Origin of the sequence: Mangrovicoccus sp. HB161399 (assembly GCF_013184745.1) — a bacterium.
In the GTDB taxonomy this organism is placed as follows: Bacteria; Pseudomonadota; Alphaproteobacteria; order Rhodobacterales; family Rhodobacteraceae; genus Mangrovicoccus.
In genome coordinates, this window is sequence record NZ_JAATVU010000012.1 from 1 (window position 1) to 17,716 (window position 17,716).

Sequence of the window (17,716 nt, forward strand, 5' to 3'; positions counted from 1 at the left end):
CACCGGCAGCGAAGGACATCATTGCGGCACAGGAAACGGATGCCGCGAAACGGCTGAATTTGGTCATGGTCTTCCTCCCTAGGCCCCGCCTCCGTGCAGGACCTTACGTGAACAGCTTGGTACCGCCGCAACGGAAATTTCGAAACCAGATTCTGAGCTGAAATTGAAGATTGTATCATACTGTTTCATTCATTATGATACAGATCAGTTGAGGGAGCGAGTGCATGACCAAACCGACAATCGCAGATCTGGCCAAGGCGGCAGACGTGTCCGTCTCTACGGTGAACCGCATCCTTGCGGGCAATGTCCCGGTGCGCGGCTCTACCATGCAAAGGGTTCAGAGCGCGGCGGAAAAGATCGGATTCTACGGGATCGGCACGATCGAGGAGCGGCTGCGCAAGTCCGTGCCGAGCTACCGGCTGGGCTTCCTGCTGCAGCAGTCGAACCGCGAGCTCTACCAGATCTTCGGCCGCCATATCGTGTCAGCCTGCCGCGAGCGGCGCGACGACGTCATCGAGCAGGAGATCCGCTTCGTCGACGTGCTGACGCCCGACAACATCGCCGCCCAGCTTCTCGACCTGGCCAAGAGCTGCGACGCGGTGGCGCTGATCGCGGCCGACCACCCGCTGATCGCCCAGGCCATCCGGACGCTCGGCGAGCAGGGCAAGCCGGTGGTGACCTACATCACCGACCAGTCCGCGCGCGAGCGCGCCGCCTATGTTGGCGCCGACAACTGGAAGCTCGGCCGCACCGCCGCCTGGCTGATCGCCAACACCACGCATGAACCGGGCCGCGTGGCGGTGTTCAACGGCAACCACCGCTACCAATGCCAGGACGTGGCCGATGCCAGCTTCCGCTCCTACATGCGCGAGCACGCGCCGCACCTGACCGTCGAGGACAGCCAGCCGACGCATGAGGAGGCCTCCGAGGCCTATGCGATGCTGAAGGAGCTGTTGGCGAAGACCGACGACCTGCGCGGCATCTTCATCGTCGGCGGCGGGATTTCGGGCGTCTTGGCGGCGCTGCGCGAGGAACCGCCCGAAACCCGCCACGGCATCCGCCTGATCTGCCGCGACATCGGCCCGATCGTGCGCAACGGCCTGTCCGAGGGCCTGGTGACAGCGGCGCTGTGCCACCCGCTGCCGCAGATGTCGGCCCAGCTGGTGCAGGCGATGGTGGACGCTCTCACCCAGGACGTCCCCGGCACCACGACGCAATACACCCTGCCCTTCGAGATCGTCACGCCGGAAAATTTGTAGGGCAACGGCTGGCCCGGCACTCCAATGCCGCCTTCGCACAGCCCCCCCTGTGAAAGCCGTCCATTTGATCGCCTTGTCCAGTCGCTACGAGGATGGGTGCGGCTAGACATGTTGCACGCCCTTCCCGGAACATGGGCTCGGAATATCCCAGATTTCCTTGCTTCCCGCCGCATCGTCGAGAACACAAAGTTGCCTTGCCCAAAAAGATCAGGCAGAGTGAAGGAATTCTAGAGACAAGAAATCCTCAGATATCATTTTCGGGATCAAGGGGTTATGCCTGAAGACTCCACAGCTGACGAAAACGCGGCGGCATCTGGAACTGGACCATCACTGACGCAGCAGGAGTATGCGCTCAGACGTTACGAAGCGCGGATCGGTCTCTGGAAAGTCATCTGGGGCACTGCCGCGGTAGGCATATTGAGCGTCCTCGTCCCCGGAGCCATCGAATTTTGGAAGACAACGCTCGAAGTTCGAAAGCTGGCGGCTCAACAAGAACTTGAACGAACCCAATTCGAGTATGAAACGCGGCGCGCATTCATCGACACCGCCTTGAACCAGGACATTGAACTTAGGCTTCGCTTTGCGACATATTTTTCCAAAACGCTGGGCAACGGCATGAACAGTCCTTGGTCGGCCTACGAAAAGGCGCTGAGAGACCTGCGCGATGAGAAGCGGAAGCAAATTCATGAGCTGGAACGGGATTTCCGCAGTCTGGCAGGAAAGGAGGAAGACAGCGCTTCGGACCAGGCCGAATTGGCGGAACTCGAACGCAAGCTCGAATGGGCCTACAAGGAAATCGGCTATGTCGAGCGCGGCCGCAGTGTCGTCAAGTCCCGCAACGAAACGCAGCAGAGCGTTCCGACAGAACCGCTCAACAATGCGGTTCTGCTTGAGATGTGTGCATCTCCGCAGGAGGACATGTCGCTGCGCTGGCTTTGCACGGGGGCAAAAGTTCTCGGGCTGCACGAAGGCAGGGACAATTCAAGACTGCGCGAATTTCTCAGCTCAGATGGCCGAACTTTGGGTGATCCGGAAAACCTGCCCTGGGAGGGCGACTTCGTCGAAACGGTTGTCGCACTCAACGACCCAGAGGCCGATATTCCGCAAAACCCTTATTTGTCCCGGAATTGGCTGCAATTCGGGGAACCCACCAAGTCTCCGCGGCCAGGAGACATTCTGGTTTTCTGGCGCGGCTCTGTTAACGGCACGGCCGGGCATGTGGGATTCTATGCCGGAGAAGACGAGACAAACTACCATGTACTCGGTGGCAACCAGTCAAATGCAGTAGACATTTCCCGCGTCGCCAAGGATCGACTGCTGGGCGCCAGAACCTCCCGAAAGCCGCTTCAGCCCGCAGTTCCGCAAGAATAGATTCAATTCCGCTCAGAGCGAGAGCCGGCAATCCATCGCGCCGCCGTTTCCAAGACGGATTTCCCTTGGCATTTGTCCGGATCCCATTGGCCGCCCTTGCAAATATGTGGAGGGCTCCGGACCAGACCCGTTTTCGAACTGGAAAGACCCGCGCAGATGCGCGGGTCCTGGCGTTTGGCAGCTCGGCCAGGCGTCACTGCGCCGGATTGGCCATCGGCTCCCGCGCGTCCAGCGAGGCGCGCATCTCCGCCACGCTCGATGCCGGAACCGCCGCCGCGGCGTTGCCCCAGCTGTTGCGGACATAGTCCAGCAGCTCCGCGATCCGCTCGTCCGACAGCTTCCAGGCGAAGGAGGGCATGCCCGCCGCCGTCTGCACCTCGTGCGTATGCGGCGCGCGCGCGCCTTTCAGCATGGCGTGGATCAGGTTCGTGGGATCGCCCAGCAGCCCCTTGTTCCCCGCGAAGGCCGGAACCATGCCGGTGATGCCCTCGCCCGACAGCCCGTGGCAGGCCGAGCAGTTCACCTCGTAATCCAGCGCCGCATGCGGCAGCGACGCCACGTCCGCCCCCTCGGGCGCCGGCGTGTCGGAGGCAGGCAGGGACACCAGGTAGGTGCCCACCGCCAGAGCATCCTCTTCGGTCAGGTACTGCAGCGAATGCTCCACCGCCTCGGCCATCGGTCCCGCCGCGACCGCCACCCCGTCGCTGCCCTTGCGCAGATAGGCGGCGATGTCTTCGGCCGTGCTGCCGCCGAGCCCGACATGCGGGTTCTGCGTCAGGTCGGGCGCCGACCAGTCGCCGAGGCTGCCGCCCTCGAGATAGGCCGCGGCAACCTCCGCCCCCAGAGCGTTCCGCGGGCTGTGGCAGGCCGAGCAATGGCCGCCGCCGTCGACGATGTACTTGCCGCGGTTCCAGGCCTCGCTTTCGCCCGCCTCCGGCTCGAAGCCGGAATTGGAGAAGAACAGCATGTCCCAGCCCGCCATGGCGAGGCGGATATTGTACGGGAAGGCCATGCCGCCGTTCTCGTCGATATCGTTCGACACCGGCGCCACCGTCGACATGTAAGCCCAGAGGTCGTGCATGTCTCCGTCGGTGAGCTTGGCATAGGCGGTATAGGGCATCGCCGGGTAGAGGAAGCCGTGCTGCCCGATCCCTTGGCGGAGCGCGTCGAAGAAGTCGCGCTCGGTCATGCCGCCGATGCCGGTGTCCCGGTCCGGGGTGATGTTCGAGCTGACCAGCGTGCCGAAGGGCGTCGGGATCTCGTAGCCTCCGGCGAAGTCGCCCTGACCGCGCGTGTGGCAGGCCGCGCAGTCGCCCATGCGCATGACATATTCGCCGCGCGCCACCGCCTCGGCATCGTCCGAGGTGAAATCCGCCAGCGCGACGCTGTCATCCGCCACGCCCGAGCGCGAGGTGTTCAGCGACGTCCAAGCCCAGCCCCCGGCGCCGATGGCCGCCAGGACAACTGCGCCGCCCGCGATCTTGATCCATTTTGCCATGGCTTATGCCTCCACCAGCGGGCCGGGATTGTTGACATAGGTCTCGTGGATAGCCCGCGCCGCGCGGACGGCCAGCGCGCCGACGGTCAGCGTCGGGTTGTAGCCGCCGTTGTTCGGGAAGGCCGAGGCGCCGACCGAGAACACGTTGTGGCAGTCCCAGCTCTGCAGGTACAGGTTCAGCGCCGAAGTGCTGGGGTCCGCGCCCATGACCAGCCCGCCGATCGTGTGCGAGCTGTGCTGCTTGTAGGGGTTCCAGGACGCTTCGGCCTGGTTGTCGACCATCAGGTCCTCGCCGCCCGCTTCCTTCATGATTGCGATCGCCTTCTCGGTGGCATGCGCGATCATCGACTTGTCGTTGCGGTTCCAGTCGAAGGTCAGGCGCAGCAGCGGCTGGCCATGCCGGTCCCTGTAGGTCGGATCGAGCGACAGGTAGGCGTCCCGCGTCGGCATCGAGGTGCCCTGGCAGAAGATGTTCGCCGCCTCCTGGTAGTCACGCGCATAGGCCTCCTTCCACTCGGACCCCCAGCGCTTGGTGCCCGGACGGATGCCGTTCATGTTGGCGATCGGGCGGCCGTTCGTCGAATAGCCCATGATCCCGGCGCCGCCGATGAAGTCCAGGTCGCTGTGGTCGAAGTTGTCGCCGTTGAAATCGTCGATCTGCACGCCGAGCGCGCCGCCGCCGATGAACGGGTTCATCTTCGCGCCCGGGAAGAATGCGGTGACCGAGGAACAGGTCTGGTAGCTGTAGTTCCGGCCGATCGTGCCCTTCATGGTCGCCGGATCGTACTGCTCGCCGATCTGGCTGAGCAGCATCAGGCGCACGTTGTCCATCTGGTAGGCCGTGAAGACAACGACATCGGCGGGCTGGAAGCCCTCCTGCCCGTCGCGGGTGACGTAGTTCACGCCGGTCACGGTCTTGCCGTCCTCGTGCTTCACCGCGTGCAGCACCTCGGTCTCGGTCAGCACGGTGAAGTTCGGCCGCCGCATCAGCGCGGGCAGGATGCAGGCCTGGGGCGAGGATTTCGAGAAGTTGCCGCAGCCGTGGAAATCGCAGAAGCCGCAATAGGTGCACGGGCCCATCGTGACGCCCAGCGGGTTCACATAGGCCTGGCTGATGTTGCCCGCGGGGATGGTGAAGGGGTTGTAGCCCATGCCCTCCGCCGTCTCGCGGTACATGCGCATCCAGTTGGTGTCCTTGAGCTCAGGCGTCGGGTAGTCCCGGTCGCGCGGCCCCTCGAAGACGTTGCCGCCCTTGATCTTCTCGCCGTTGAGGTTGCCGGCCTTGCCCGAGGTGCCCGCGATCCGCTCGAAACGGTCGTAGAAGGGCGCCATTTCCTCGTAGGTCACGCCCCAGTCCTGGAGCATCAGCCCCTCATCCGTGAGCCCGTCAAGCCGGTCCTGCCCGTAGCGCTCCGCGGTCTGTGTCGCGACCTGGAAGTCCCAGGGCAGGAAGCGCCAGGACATGCCGGCCCAGTGCGTGCCCGCGCCGCCGACGTTCCAGCCGAACTGGAAGGCGTTCCAGTTGCGGACCGGCGCGGCCTCCTGGCCGGTGCGGTTGCGGAAGGTGGTGGTCTCCACGCTCATCGGCTGCAGCATGTGCCGCCGCGTGTGCCAACGCAGCTCGTCGGGGTCGACCGCGGGCGGGAAATCGGTGGATGTGTCGCGCCAGGCGCCGCGCTCGATCGCGACGACATTCAGGCCCGCGCGGGTCAGTTCCTCGGCCATGACCGATCCGGCCCAGCCGAGCCCGACGATCACCACATCTGCCTTGGGGCGTTCATTCGCCATCTGGGTCGTCCTCTCAGTCCAGCGGGATCAGCGACACGGGGGCGAGGGCAAGATCCTCGCCGCGGCGGTCGACATAGGGGCGGTAGTCATAGCGCGCGCCGGGGAAGCCGATCATCTTCCAGCCCGCCATGCCGCGGTTGCCGCCGTAGAGCGGATCGGCAAGGTAACCCTCGCGCACGTTCTGCAGCATCAGCTCGAAGAAGGCCTGGCCGTTGACGCCCTCGCCCAAGTCGATCTCGCCCGCTTCGAGGCCCGCCAGGATCTCGTCGATCCGGTCCGGCGACAGGGCGTGGAACGCCGCGCCGTCATTCTCCTGCGCATAGGCTTCCAGCGCCTTCAGCCCGGCCTCGTAGCGCTCGCGCGGACTGGTCAGGAATTGCGGCGCCCCCATGATCGCCTCCTCGTTCTCGGGCTTCAGCGGCCCTTCGAGATACAGCGCCTTGCCCGCGCCGTACTCGCCCGCCAGCTGGTCGTCGAGGAATTCGAGGCAGCCCGCCTCGGAGGCGGAGGGCCCGTTGGCATCCGCCGGGATCAGCCGGTCGAACACCGCCTTCACGGTCTTCTGCTCCGTCTCCCCGGTCAGCACGCGGAACCCGCCGCCGGTCTTCGCGGGCACCGGCAGGTGATCTGCGGACATCGCGGTCTGGGCGGGAAATCCCTTCAGCTCGGCAGCGGCGGCGGCGGAGCCCAGGCTCCCCGCGGCGGCCATGGAGCCGAGCGAGAACAAGGCTTCTCTTCGGTTCATTCGGACCATCTCCTGGCTGTGCCGGCGCCCCGCCGAAGATGGCGCCGGGGCTGTCTCCGCCGGGAACGCGGCGGCGGCAGCCGCGGCGGCAGGACCGGATAGCGGCGGCAGGTACTGGCGAAACGGCCGCACGGGCGGCCCGGCCCCGGAAACAGGCGCCCGCTGCGCCGGGACCGGAACGCAGGGGGCGGTCCCCGCGCCGCCGCCCGGAACGGATGGCAGCCCCGCAGGGATAGCTGGCGGCCGGGTATTCGGCCCGCCGCACTGCCGCAAGCCAGCCGCATGCAATGGTGTGCAGAGAATGCAGCTTTCCCTCAGGGCGAGGGGAAATGAATGAGGGCCGCATTCAGGATGACGAGCAGCGCGAGGCTCGCCCAGGCGTTGCAAACCGCCGCAGGCAGGTCTATTGGCGCGGCAGGGAGGAAGACACTGACCCTGCGCCCGCGAGGATGCCTTGCCAACCCGTCCGACCATAGCCGACCTGGCCCGAGAGGCCCGCGTCAGCGTCTCCACCATCGACCGCATCCTCAGCGGCAGGGGCAAGGTGAAGCCCGCCACCGTCGAGCATGTCCTCGCCACTGCCGAACGCGTCGGCTTCCATGCCGTCGGCACGATCCGCAGCCGCCAGGGCAGCGAGGCGCCGCAGCGCAGCTTCGGATTCCTGCTCAACGACCGCTCGCGGATGTTCTACGACCAGCTCGGCCGGACCATCGCCCGCGAGGTCGCCGGCCTCGGCAGCGTGCAGGGCCGGGCCGTGATTTCGCATCTGGCCGACCCGGATCCGGACATCACCGCCGAGGCGCTGCTGGAGCTCGGCAGCAGGTGCGATGCCGTGGCCGCCGTCTGCATCGACCATCCGCGCGTCAATCTCGCAGTCGAGCAGCTGGCCGCCCGCGGCGTCCCGGTGCTGGCGATGCTGTCGGACATTTCCTCGGCCGCGCGGCGCGGCTTCGTCGGCGCCAATGACTGGCAGCTCGGCCGCACCGCGGGCTGGTTCGTGCGGCGGCTCTGTCCGCAGGGGGGCGAGGTGGCGATCGTCACCGGCGATCCGCGCTATCTCTGCCAGCAGGCGAATGCCGCGAGCTTCCGCACCTACATATCGGGGACGGGCGGCGCCGAGCTGCGCATCGTCGAGGCCCCCTCCACCGGCGAAAGCGATGCCCGCGCCGCCCAGATCGTCCGCGACCTCGCCTCCCGCCATCCCCGGCTGGCGGCGGTCATGATCGCCGGCGGCGGACTCGAAGGCGCGGCGGAGGGCCTTCGCGGCCATGCCTCCCCGCCCCTGCTGATGGGCACCGAACTGACCCCGCGCACCCGCGCCGCGCTGGTCGACGGCCGCATCGACATGATCCTGTCCCACCCGTCCGAGACCATCGCCCGCAGCGCCGTGCGCGCGCTGCTGCAGCTCGTCGACGGCAGCGCCCCGCGCAGCCCGCTGCAGAAGTCCCTGCCCTTCGAGGTTCTGGTCGCCGAGAACTGCTGACCGGACCGCGGAAGCACGGGAGGCCGCCGGGCCGCTTGCCGTCCTGGCCCCGGGCGCCGCCTGACCCGCTTCTCATCGGCGGACCGTGCCCTTGCCGGGAGGAGTCCGGCCAACCTGTCCGGCGAGCACAGGCGCCATCCGCACGGTCGATGCCGGCCCGCATCGCGCCCGTCCGGCAGCACCGCGCCAAGGCCCGCAGCACGTTCCGGCCGGCGCTTGCCGGATCGGTCCGCACGGTTCCATGCGCCGACCTGTCGTCGCCGCGGGATGGCGTCAGACCGTTGCGCCTGGCGGCTTCCCTGCCACGAGTTCCAGCAGCCGGTCCTCGGTCCAGCGCGGGGCGGTGGCGCTTCGCGGCCTCAGCGCCCGATCATATGCGGCCGGCTGCCGGTTTTGCGCCAGGGCTTCGGCGATCTGCCCATGCCGACCAGCTGGCATCTAAGCTTCATGAAATGAATCCCCCCGGATTTGCGCGGCAACGCCCCTGTCTGCTGCCCGGCGCCACAAGCAATCGCCCCGCACATGGTCCGCAGCCGCCGCAAATGACTGGCAGGGATGACCGCAAGGCAGCGCCCGCCATAGGTGGCGCAAGAACTTCGCCGACTTGAAGACCTACCAGATCAAGCGTCTCGGGAAACTTGACACACAGAAGGATCGGTGACGGAACACGTGTATGACGTGACGCCGGAGAAGCTGATCCCGGAAGAGGCGGAGCGGGAGCCGGGAGTGTCCCGGAAACGGTCCGGACTAGCGTTCCACAAACAGGCGGAGCCCCCGGCCGCACGCACAGACGTGCCGGCATCGATCATGTCCGAACGCAATTCAGCGCGCGCTGTCGGCACGGATGCCGGCCCGGCCGCGGCAGGGGCTGCCCGTCCGCCGGGCGGTTCCAGCACGGCACCGGGACGGAAAGCAGCGCGACGGAGCGAGTGGTGGGAGGCAGGCCCGCAGGAGGCCCCGCCTTTCCGTTGGCTCCGCAGCGGACGGAGAGGCACAGAACCGGACCGTCCCCCCACCCCCCGGCTGGACGTCCAGCCCCTGCCGCGGCGACCTTCAGGACCCGGCGGGTTGGACGCCGAAGAGCGCCGAACGCAGGCGCAGCGGTCAGGCGGCCCCATAGGCGGCGAACACCGCTGCCCGGCCGTCCGTGCCGACGAGATAGACGTTGTAGGCCTCCCGCTCCGCCTCGGGTCCCATTCCCGGCGAGCCCCACGGCATGTCCGGAACGGCGAGTCCCCGCCCGGACGGCCGCTCCGCCAGCAGGCGCCTTATCTCGCGCGGCGGCACGTGGCCCTCGAGGAAATAGCCGCCCGCATGCGCGGTGTGGCATGAGGCCATCTCCAGCGGCACGCCGCTCTGCACCTTGTGCTGCTGCAGCGCTGCCGCGCCCCGGTTCTCGGCCGTCACGGCAAAGCCCTCTGCCTCCAGGATGGCGATCCAGGCCGAGCAGCAGCCGCAGCCCGGATCCTTGACCACATGGATGGCCGACCCCGCGGCCAGCGCCGGGCGGGCGGAAAACAGGGCGAGGGCTCCGGCAAGGAAGCGGCGGCGGTCGGGCATCGGGGTCTCCTCCGGTCGGACAGCAGTCAAGATGTCACCCGGATAGCATGGATGCCACCGGAGCGCACTCCGGGCAGGCCCCGCCATGCCATGCACAGCGGCGCCCGCCTGGCGGATGCCGGCTGGCTGCTCCGCCGGTCCTGCGGCGCGGACCACCGGATGCCGCCGCCCGCTCAGCCCTTGAGAAGCGACTTCACGGCGGCATATTCCTCGGAGCCGATGTCGCCGCGGGCCAGGCGCATGTCGAGCTCGCCCAGGGGATCCGGCGCCCGGTGCTGCGGCGCATGGCCGTCAAGCCGTCGGACCAGCCAGATGACCCCGCCGACCACCAGTCCGAGGGCGATGAGCCAGAGGACCGGACCGAACATCATGCCGATCCCGTAGCCATAGCCCCAGTCCATCATGTGCCCGTAGTATTCGGGGTCGGCAAGCGCGGGCGACGCCATGACGGAAAGAGGAAGAACGAAGCGTTTCATGATTGCCTCCTGCCATGGAACTGCACATTCCTTCTGCACCCGATGCCGTCCGTCCGCCTTGACATGGGACAGGCAGCGGCCGGGCTTCACGCAAACGTGCTGCGGACCAGGTCTCCGCAGCCCGACTGCGGACGGGCCGCCTCGGGGCGGGAGCATCGCCGGCCCGGAGCCGGGGACCGGGCGAAGCTGGCCGCGAACCGGGTGGAAGTTATTGCGATCATTGTGACCCCGAGCGGAAGCGTGTCCCTGAAGGGCTGGCGGAGGACGGTGGGCTGCTGCCCGTCTCTCCGTCCGGCCATTCCCCCGGAGACCGCCTCCGCATGGCGGCATGTGCGGCCGGGGCCAGCTCTCCCGGTCTCTGCGTTGGGAACTGGGCACCGGAGGCCCGCCCGCGAACCGTGTCACTGCAGCTGCCGTTGCGGAAAGGTCCGGGATTTCGCCTGTCCCAGCGCACCCGGCGAAATTTTCGGTGCAAAGGTCTCCATCCGGAGCCAGCGGATGCGCCCAACTGGCCGCTGACGCCTGCCCCTTGCGACGCGCCCGAAAATGGCGGGGCGCAATCCATCGCCATCCGCTTCAAGCCCGCCGCCGGGAGAGGAACTTCGGGCGGCAGCGTCTCCAAGCGAGGGCCCCGGCCGGAGCATCGCAACTCAGCCCCCCCGGAAGCGGACGATGGCCTGTCAGGCCATCGTCCGTCGCGCTGTTCGGCCACGGTCTGGAACCAGATCTCGGCGAAGCGGGACTGGGCCGGTGTCCCCTTCTGCTTCAGTCTCCGTTCGAGTGCCGGGTCGTACGGCCCGGTGCCAACCCGGCAATGGGGAGAAACCGGATGCAGGATTGATTTTCCGTGGCGCTGTTGGAACTCTTCGCGCAAATGCGGCTGAAGATTCACGGCACGACACCAGCATGATAGCTGGCGGCCATGAGCAGACAGGCGAAGACCACCAACTGGCATAGCTAGCGAGGCGCTGAGGCAGCGTGGTTCTCTGACCCTCTGGTTCGATCCGTCGATGCAGCGGCACGCGGTGCCGTCCGGGCGTCGCGACCGCCAGCAGGCGTACAGCAGTGCGGCGATCCAGGCCTGCCTGACCCTCAAGGTCCTCCTCGGGCTGCCGCTCAGCCTGGTCGTGCCATTGTCCGCCATTGTCGGTCCGAGCACAATGGCGCGCGGCCTTATGGCAAGCCTGCTGGAACTGTCCGGGCTCGGCTGGTCCGTGCCGGACTTCAGCACCTTGCCGCGTCGGCAGAGCAAGACGGGACCGTGGCGCCGATGGCGCCGCGAAAGCCCGTCGAACGCTGGACGCAACCAACACGTACCGCGGTTCGAATGGAGCCTTGCACCTGCTCATGGACAATGAGGCATCGACCGCCACCGGTCCGGGGACGATGCCGAATGCCATCAAGGTCGAAGGCGAAAGCGAGCGGCACACGCGCAAGCATGGCGGCTCCAAGCTCGGGGTCTGGCGCAAGATCCATCTGGGGACCATCGAAGACTCGCCGGTGATCCGCGCCGAGGAGGTCACTTCCAGCAATGCCGGCGATGTCGAGCCGGAGAACGTCACTGGACCGAACGAACCGGAGGGGAATGCTGCCGCACCAGCTTGCCGAGATCCCGGCGGAGGAGAAGATCGCCGCCGTCATCGCCCACGGCGCCAATGACACTCGCGCCAGCCACAACTCCATTGCGATGCCCGGTGCGGCGGCAATCATTCCGCCCCGCCGCAACGCGAAGCCAGGAAAGCCGGACACCGCCGGAGCCCGGGCCCGGAACGAGATCCAGCAAGCATCGAAGCACTCGGGCCGGGCGCTCTCTGGCGGAACTGGAGCGGGTGCCACCGCCGCGGCAGGGGAGAGATATGAGCCGGGTCGGGACAAGGTCCGGGGGACCTTTTCCGCGGCGATTGGATGACCTGCGCGAAGCTGCCCGGCCAGCGGCTGATGTCCCGCGATTTCGACCGCCAAGTGGCGGAGGTCCAGATCCGTCTGGCGGTACTCAGCCGCTTGACGGCACTCGGCATCCCGATGACCGTGGCACTAGGATAAGTGTTTCGGGGAAAAGGGGGAATTGCGGTCGCCCGCCGATTTATCCCACAGCGCCGCGCCGAGGCCGGCATCTCCGCTTTTTCCGCGGAGCCGGCCTCGCGGCCAAGGCCTGCACCAGCCGCCGGCCGGGCCGGCCTCGCCCCCGCGGCCCTTGCACTCTTGCTGATCCTGGTGGAGACGGGCGACCGCGCAGGGACGGATCGGCGCGGCGCTCGGATGCCGGCGAAGCTGCACCGCGGGGAATTGGCCGCTGTCCGGGTTCCGGATGCCGCCCTTGCGGCGGCGCGGATCCCGAGCCAGCGGCGGGCGGGATCAGCCGGCTTCCCAGAGGCCTATGCCCGCGGTCTCGACCACCGGCGGCCCGGACAGCTTGAAGGCCTGGCGGTCCCATTCGGTACGGATTTTCTCCGCCGCCGCCATCGCATTGACCTTGGTCTCCCAGACCGCGACCACGGTCCAGCTGCCGTCCTCGTTCGGCACATGGGCCGTGCTGACCAGCCCCTCGATCGTCTCCGGCCTGATCTGCGCGCGCATCTCGCGCTCGAAGGCGGCCTGGTCATGCCCGTCTCCGAGCCGGTAGGTGGTGCGGCGGATGAACATCTCTGCGTCCTCCCTTTGGGTCGGGTGTCCCGGGGCCCGCGCGGCCCCGGACGGGGTCACTTGAGCACGCCGGCCTCGCGGTAGTAGCGCGCCGCGCCCGGATGCAGCGGCATGCCCGCAAGCGACTGCACCGCGTACCCGATCGAAAGGGCCTTGGCCCAGGGCGCCTCGCTCGAAATCGAGCCGACATTCTCCCAGAATGCCTTAGTGATCTTGTAGACGGTGTCTTCGCCGACATCCGCGCGGATGCCGATGCCGACCGCGGTGTCGGTCGACATGACCGGCCCGTCATTCACCTGGCTGCCGTACATGTCCGCGGGCACCTCGGAGAGATAGCGGTAGTCGCCGAGATAGTCGGTCACCGCCTGGCCCTCGTGGCTTTCCGGCCCGATGAAGCGCAGGCTCTCGGTCTCGGCGAACTGGATGAACTGCTGGCAGGGATCGATGCAGCCGTTCACGTACATGTCGATCTTGCCGTCCAGGAAGGACTGGAAGCCGGTCGCCCAGTTGGCGGTGATGGTCTCGTAATCCTCGCCCGCGACCAGCCCGGTGGTCGCCTCGATCCAGCCTGCCGCCGCGTTGTAGGCGCCGCCGCCCGCCGGGCCGAGGAAGACCGTGGCGCCCTCCAGGTCGTCGAGCAGCTCGATGTCGCTGTCGCCGCGCACGGCGTAATGGTACTGCCCGTAGGGAAACCACATGATCAGCGCGAGGTTCTTGGCTGCCTCGGCGGCATCGGGCTGGTTGGCATACATCGCCGTGCCCTTCGAGATGAAGTCGTAGATCGTGGGCGTGACCATGTACATGTCGAGATTGCCCCGCGCGGCCTCCAGCTGGTGCAGGGTCGCGGCGCCGCCGCCGGCTACCTCGATCTCGACATCGTCGTCATTGGCGTTCACCACGTTGGCGAAGGTCGCCATGGTGATGGCCTGGCCGAGGCTCGGCTCGATCGTGGCGAGCTTCAGCTTGGTTTCGGCGCGGGCGGCGGGGGCCAGGGCCAGGGCGGCCAGGGCGGCCGCCGCGAAAATGGGGCGCTTCATTCTTCTCTCCTCCGTGAAGTGCGCGTGCCGGATCAGGCCGGCAGGACCGCCGTGCGGCGGGCCTTGGTGACATTCAGGGCGATCAGCCCGAGCCCGGCGAGTGCGGCAGGCGCGGCAATCGCCATCTGCGGCATCAGCACCGCCGCGCCGACGGCAAGGCGCAGGACCCTCTGGACCGGGTCGAGCCTGTCGCGGTCGAAGCCTGCCAGCGCCGACTGGATCAGCCACATGGCCAGCGTGAAGGCCGCCACGATCCAGCCGAAATCCATCCAGCTGACGGTCGAGACGTCGATCATCGCCTTGGAACTGACCGGATCTTCGCCGAACCATTCGAACACCACCTGCAGCTTGTAGAGCACCGCCGGGTGGTAGACGAAGACGAAGGGGATCACGAAGCCCGCCAGCGCGATCTTGGCCGCGTTGAACCCGGTGCGGATCGGATCGGCGCCGGCGATCGGCGCGGCGGCGAAGGCGGCAAGCGCCACGGGCGGCGTGACCGTCGACATCATCGCGAAGATCACCACGAAGAGATGCAGGGTCAGCGGCGCGATCCCCACCGTGTCGATGCCGGAACTCAGCGCGATCACGATGATGAAGTAGGTCGCCCCCGGCGGCAGCCCCATGCCCAGCACGATGGCGCCGAGCGCGACGACCGCCAGCACGAGCGGCAGCGGTCCGCTGGCCACCTGCGCCAGCAGCAGCGACAGCCGCCCGGCAAAGCCCGAGGTCTGGATCAGCCCGACGATCAGGCCGATGGCGGTGACGATCACCACGATCGAGGCGGCCATCCGGCCCGCATCGACGAAGGCGCGGAAGATCTTGCGGCCCGAGCGGAATTCCCTGAACAGGATCGCCGCCGCGGCCAGCGCCACCACCAGGCCGTAGAAGCCCGCCTTCGGCACGGAAGGCTGCGCGAAGAGGAAGTAGCTGAGCGTGCCCAGCGGCGCGACGAAGACCAGGCACTGCACCCATTCGGCGCGGCTGAGCTTCGGACGCTCGCTGTCCGGCAGGGCGCCGATGCCGAGGCGGCGGGCCTCGAAATAGACCGCCAGGAAGGTGCCGAGGTAGTAGAAGATCGCAGGCAGGATCGCGGCGACCACGATGTAGCGGTATTCCAGCCCGATCTGCCCCGCCACGAAGAAGGCGACGACGCCCATCACCGGCGGCATGATCTGACCGCCGGTGGAGGCGGCAGCCTCGACCGCGCCGGCGAAGGCGGGCTTGAAGCCGGACTTGCGGATCACCGGGATCGTCATCACGCCGGTGGAGACCACATTGGAGATCGCCGCGCCGGAAAGCGTGCCGAAAAGCGCCGAGGAGGCCACCGCCGCATGGGCCGCGCCGCCCGTGAGCCCGCCGGTCAGGCGGTTGGCGATCTTCATCAGCAGGTCGCCTGCTCCGCTGGCCATCAGCACCGCGCCGAAGACGATGAAGATCAGCACGTTGCCGGTCACGACCTGGATCGGCTGGCCGAACATGCCTCCGGTCTGCGCCCAGAACTGCAGCACCATCTGGCGCAGGTTCTGGCCGACGGTCGCCTCCGAGCCCGCGAGGATCCCGGTCCAGGCCGGCAAGTCGCCCTTCACGAAGAAATAGACGATCCAGAACAGGCAGAAGGCGACGATGAACCCGCCGAAGAGCCGGTAGGTCAGGTAGAGCGTGATCGCCGTGGCCAGCAGGAACATGGCGAAATCCCAGGGCCCGGCCGAGGGCAGAACGCCCGCATCCGAGCCGAAGATCACCGCGATCCAGCTGGCGAAGGCCATCACCGACAGCCCGGCCAGCGTCCAGTTGATCCAGCGCAGGCCGCGCCCGCGGTGCAGCGTCAGCAGCGTGACGACGAAGCTCAGCACGATCGGCAGGCCGATGATCAGCCCGGTCGGCAGCAGAACCGACTGCTCGAAGGCGCGGTAGCCGGCGCCGAGCCAGTGCTCGCGCAGCAGCATCCGCTGATCGCGGCGGCTGAGTTCCTCGAAGGCCGGGGTCGTGGCCTCGATGAGCCAGCGCACGGCCTCGCTGATGGGGCCGGATGCGGCATAGAGCACGATGACGGCCGCGAAGAGCACCGCGATCGCATCTGCCAGATGCTTGTCCGGCAGCTGGGCGTCAGCCCTGGGTTCCTGTGTCATGGCGCTCCTCCTCGACCATGTTCGCGTTGACGTAAGTGTGGCGGGCGGGGCCGCGGTACCTCTCGGTGAATTCCGGCGGCACTTCGCTGCCGTCCACCAGGAAGGGCAGCACCCCCCGCCGCATCGACCGGCCGCGCGCGGCGGCGATGTCGCCATCCGACATCGTCACCCGCTGCGACATGCGCCGGCCCCACTGCGCAAGGCAGCCATAGAGCCGCGCGGCCTGGTCCCCGTGGGCCTCCTCCGCCCCCAGGTCGGTGTATTCGCCGGGATCGGTCTCCAGGTCGAAGAGCATCGGCCGGAAGCCGCCTTCGAAATGGATGAGCTTCCAGCGCCCGTCGAACACCATGAAGATCCGCGCGTCCCGCGGCGCGACACCGAGCGCGGCACAGCGGGGCGTGACGGAATAGTCGTATTCCGAGATGACATAGCCACGCCAATCCGGGGGCGTCTCGCCGCGCAGCCAGGGCATCAGCGAGCGGCCCTCGATGACATGCTCCGGCACCGTGCCGCCCGCTGCCTCGACGAAGGTGGCGGCAAGGTCGATCGCCTCGACCAGCGCATCGCAGGCCGTGCCCCGGGTGGCGTCGGCCTCCGCGCGCGGGTCGCAGATAATCATCGGGATCTTCACCGCCGCCTCGTGGAAGAAATCCTTCTCGCCCAGCCAGTGGTCGCCGAGATAGTCGCCATGGTCCGAGGTCAGCACGATCATCGTGTCGTCCATCCGGCCAGTGGCCTCGAGATGGTCGAGCAGTCGCCCGAGCTGGTCGTCGCACTGCTTGATCAGGCCCATATAGGCCGGGATCACCTTCTCGCGCACCTCGTCGCGGCGGAAGGCGTCGGCGACCTTGGTGTCATGGTATGCGCCCAGCACCGGATGCGGGTTTTCCAGCTCGCTCTTGCAGCGGACCGGCGGCAGCAGATGATCGGTGCCGTACATGCCGTGATAGGGCTCGGGCACGATATAGGGCCAGTGCGGCTTGATGAACGAGACATGCGCGCACCAGCGGCCTTCGGCCTGGTCGATGAAGCGGATCGCCTCCGAGGTCAGCCAGGGGGTCTCGCTGTCCTCCTCGCGGATGTTCGCCGGCTTGTCGGCATTCATGAACATCCAGCCCGAGGCCTTGCCGCCATTCTCGACGCCGGCATTGGCGTAATCGGCCCAGGGGTTGTCGCCGTCATAGCCCTGCGCGCGGAGATATTCGTTGTAGGGAGAACGCTTGGCGTCATAGGCCCCGTCCGGCCCCTCGGCCCAGAGACCGTCGTCGCGGGCCCAGGCGTCGAAGCCGCAATCGGCCTGCCGCGCGCCGATCACGCTGTCGGGCGCCAGCCCCAGCCGCGCCATGCCCTTGGCATCGGCCTTCATGTGGGTCTTGCCCAGCAGCCAGCAATCCATCCCGGCCTCGCGCAGGTGGTCGCCCAGCGTCAGCTCGCCCACGCGCAGCGGAAACCCGTTCCACTGCGCCCCGTGCGAGGACACGTAGCGCCCGGTGTAGAAGCTCATCCGCGACGCGCCGCAGATCGGCGACTGGACATAGGCATTGGTGAAGCGCACGCCGCGCGCCGCGACGCGGTCGAAATTCGGCGTGTGAAGATGCGGATGGCCCGCGCAGCTGAGATAGTCGAACCGCAGCTGGTCATACATGACGAAAAGGATGTTCATCGCGCGCCTCCCCCGCACCTGACCTCCGGATGGGTGCTGCCTACCCGCTGGCTGCCTCCAGCGG

The 17,716-nt window shown here is 67.5% G+C and carries 12 protein-coding genes and 1 pseudogene; 4 read left to right on the forward strand and 9 right to left on the reverse strand.

Annotated features, from left to right (window positions below; translation table 11 throughout):
* Positions 1 to 224: 224 nt before the first annotated feature.
* Both HCC78_RS08850 and HCC78_RS08855 read left to right on the forward strand, forming a co-directional pair.
* Positions 225 to 1,259, forward strand: a complete 1,035-nt coding sequence (locus HCC78_RS08850; RefSeq protein WP_172328398.1) for a LacI family DNA-binding transcriptional regulator — start codon at positions 225 to 227, stop codon at positions 1,257 to 1,259.
* Positions 1,260 to 1,532: 273 nt separating this feature from the next.
* A complete protein-coding gene (locus HCC78_RS08855; protein WP_172328399.1) occupies positions 1,533 to 2,630 on the forward strand; it encodes a hypothetical protein in 1,098 nt (365 codons plus the stop codon).
* Positions 2,631 to 2,823: 193 nt separating this feature from the next.
* Here HCC78_RS08855 and HCC78_RS08860 read toward each other — a convergent pair whose 3' ends face one another.
* Genes HCC78_RS08860 through HCC78_RS08870 form a run of 3 tightly spaced genes read right to left on the reverse strand, consistent with a single transcriptional unit; the run spans position 2,824 to position 6,661 of the window.
* Positions 2,824 to 4,128, reverse strand: coding sequence for a cytochrome c (locus HCC78_RS08860; RefSeq protein WP_172328400.1), 1,305 nt, complete (start codon positions 4,126 to 4,128; stop codon positions 2,824 to 2,826).
* Between the two features lie 3 nt (positions 4,129 to 4,131).
* Positions 4,132 to 5,916 carry a GMC family oxidoreductase gene (locus HCC78_RS08865; protein ID WP_172328401.1) on the reverse strand — a complete coding sequence of 595 codons (1,785 nt, stop codon included), beginning with the start codon at positions 5,914 to 5,916 and terminating at the stop codon, positions 4,132 to 4,134.
* A 13-nt stretch (positions 5,917 to 5,929) separates the two neighbouring features.
* On the reverse strand, positions 5,930 to 6,661 hold the full coding sequence (locus HCC78_RS08870) for a gluconate 2-dehydrogenase subunit 3 family protein (RefSeq protein WP_172328402.1): 732 nt from the start codon (positions 6,659 to 6,661) through the stop codon (positions 5,930 to 5,932).
* Positions 6,662 to 7,115: 454 nt separating this feature from the next.
* Between HCC78_RS08870 and HCC78_RS08875 the strand changes: the two genes are divergently transcribed.
* The gene (locus tag HCC78_RS08875) at positions 7,116 to 8,144 is read left to right on the forward strand and encodes a LacI family DNA-binding transcriptional regulator (RefSeq protein WP_172328403.1); all 1,029 of its coding nucleotides are present in this window, start codon (positions 7,116 to 7,118) and stop codon (positions 8,142 to 8,144) included.
* A gap of 1,104 nt (positions 8,145 to 9,248) precedes the next feature.
* Here the strand turns inward: HCC78_RS08875 and HCC78_RS08880 are convergent.
* Positions 9,249 to 9,704, reverse strand: a complete 456-nt coding sequence (locus HCC78_RS08880) for a DUF411 domain-containing protein (protein ID WP_172328404.1) — start codon at positions 9,702 to 9,704, stop codon at positions 9,249 to 9,251.
* Between the two features lie 173 nt (positions 9,705 to 9,877).
* On the reverse strand, positions 9,878 to 10,180 hold the full coding sequence (locus HCC78_RS08885; protein WP_172328405.1) for an SHOCT domain-containing protein: 303 nt from the start codon (positions 10,178 to 10,180) through the stop codon (positions 9,878 to 9,880).
* Positions 10,181 to 11,102: 922 nt separating this feature from the next.
* Here HCC78_RS08885 and HCC78_RS08890 point away from each other — a divergent pair.
* Positions 11,103 to 12,223 (forward strand): annotated as a pseudogene (locus tag HCC78_RS08890) (IS5 family transposase).
* 312 nt (positions 12,224 to 12,535) lie between these two features.
* Here the strand turns inward: HCC78_RS08890 and HCC78_RS08895 are convergent.
* Genes HCC78_RS08895 through HCC78_RS08910 form a run of 4 tightly spaced genes read right to left on the reverse strand, consistent with a single transcriptional unit; the run spans position 12,536 to position 17,652 of the window.
* Positions 12,536 to 12,823, reverse strand: a complete 288-nt coding sequence (locus HCC78_RS08895; protein ID WP_172328406.1) for a hypothetical protein — start codon at positions 12,821 to 12,823, stop codon at positions 12,536 to 12,538.
* 56 nt (positions 12,824 to 12,879) lie between these two features.
* Positions 12,880 to 13,860 (reverse strand): TAXI family TRAP transporter solute-binding subunit, encoded by a 981-nt coding sequence (locus tag HCC78_RS08900; protein ID WP_172328407.1) that lies wholly within the window; start codon positions 13,858 to 13,860, stop codon positions 12,880 to 12,882.
* A gap of 32 nt (positions 13,861 to 13,892) precedes the next feature.
* Positions 13,893 to 15,989 carry a TRAP transporter fused permease subunit gene (locus tag HCC78_RS08905; RefSeq protein ID WP_172328408.1) on the reverse strand — a complete coding sequence of 699 codons (2,097 nt, stop codon included), beginning with the start codon at positions 15,987 to 15,989 and terminating at the stop codon, positions 13,893 to 13,895.
* Positions 15,967 to 17,652 carry a sulfatase-like hydrolase/transferase gene (locus HCC78_RS08910; protein WP_172328409.1) on the reverse strand — a complete coding sequence of 562 codons (1,686 nt, stop codon included), beginning with the start codon at positions 17,650 to 17,652 and terminating at the stop codon, positions 15,967 to 15,969. Before HCC78_RS08910 ends, HCC78_RS08905 begins: the two co-directional genes overlap by 23 nt.
* Between the last annotated feature and the right edge of the window lie 64 nt (positions 17,653 to 17,716).

What these genes read in the sequence shown, in the direction of transcription:
- HCC78_RS08850 (WP_172328398.1), top strand. Translation starts at nt 225, where the DNA reads ATGACCAAACCGACAATCGCAGATCTGGCCAAGGCGGCAGACGTGTCC.
- HCC78_RS08855 (WP_172328399.1), top strand. Translation starts at nt 1,533, where the DNA reads ATGCCTGAAGACTCCACAGCTGACGAAAACGCGGCGGCATCTGGAACT.
- HCC78_RS08860 (WP_172328400.1), bottom strand. Translation starts at nt 4,128, where the DNA reads ATGGCAAAATGGATCAAGATCGCGGGCGGCGCAGTTGTCCTGGCGGCC.
- HCC78_RS08865 (WP_172328401.1), bottom strand. Translation starts at nt 5,916, where the DNA reads ATGGCGAATGAACGCCCCAAGGCAGATGTGGTGATCGTCGGGCTCGGC.
- HCC78_RS08870 (WP_172328402.1), bottom strand. Translation starts at nt 6,661, where the DNA reads ATGAACCGAAGAGAAGCCTTGTTCTCGCTCGGCTCCATGGCCGCCGCG.
- HCC78_RS08880 (WP_172328404.1), bottom strand. Translation starts at nt 9,704, where the DNA reads ATGCCCGACCGCCGCCGCTTCCTTGCCGGAGCCCTCGCCCTGTTTTCC.
- HCC78_RS08885 (WP_172328405.1), bottom strand. Translation starts at nt 10,180, where the DNA reads ATGAAACGCTTCGTTCTTCCTCTTTCCGTCATGGCGTCGCCCGCGCTT.
- HCC78_RS08895 (WP_172328406.1), bottom strand. Translation starts at nt 12,823, where the DNA reads ATGTTCATCCGCCGCACCACCTACCGGCTCGGAGACGGGCATGACCAG.
- HCC78_RS08900 (WP_172328407.1), bottom strand. Translation starts at nt 13,860, where the DNA reads ATGAAGCGCCCCATTTTCGCGGCGGCCGCCCTGGCCGCCCTGGCCCTG.
- HCC78_RS08905 (WP_172328408.1), bottom strand. Translation starts at nt 15,989, where the DNA reads ATGACACAGGAACCCAGGGCTGACGCCCAGCTGCCGGACAAGCATCTG.
- HCC78_RS08910 (WP_172328409.1), bottom strand. Translation starts at nt 17,652, where the DNA reads ATGAACATCCTTTTCGTCATGTATGACCAGCTGCGGTTCGACTATCTC.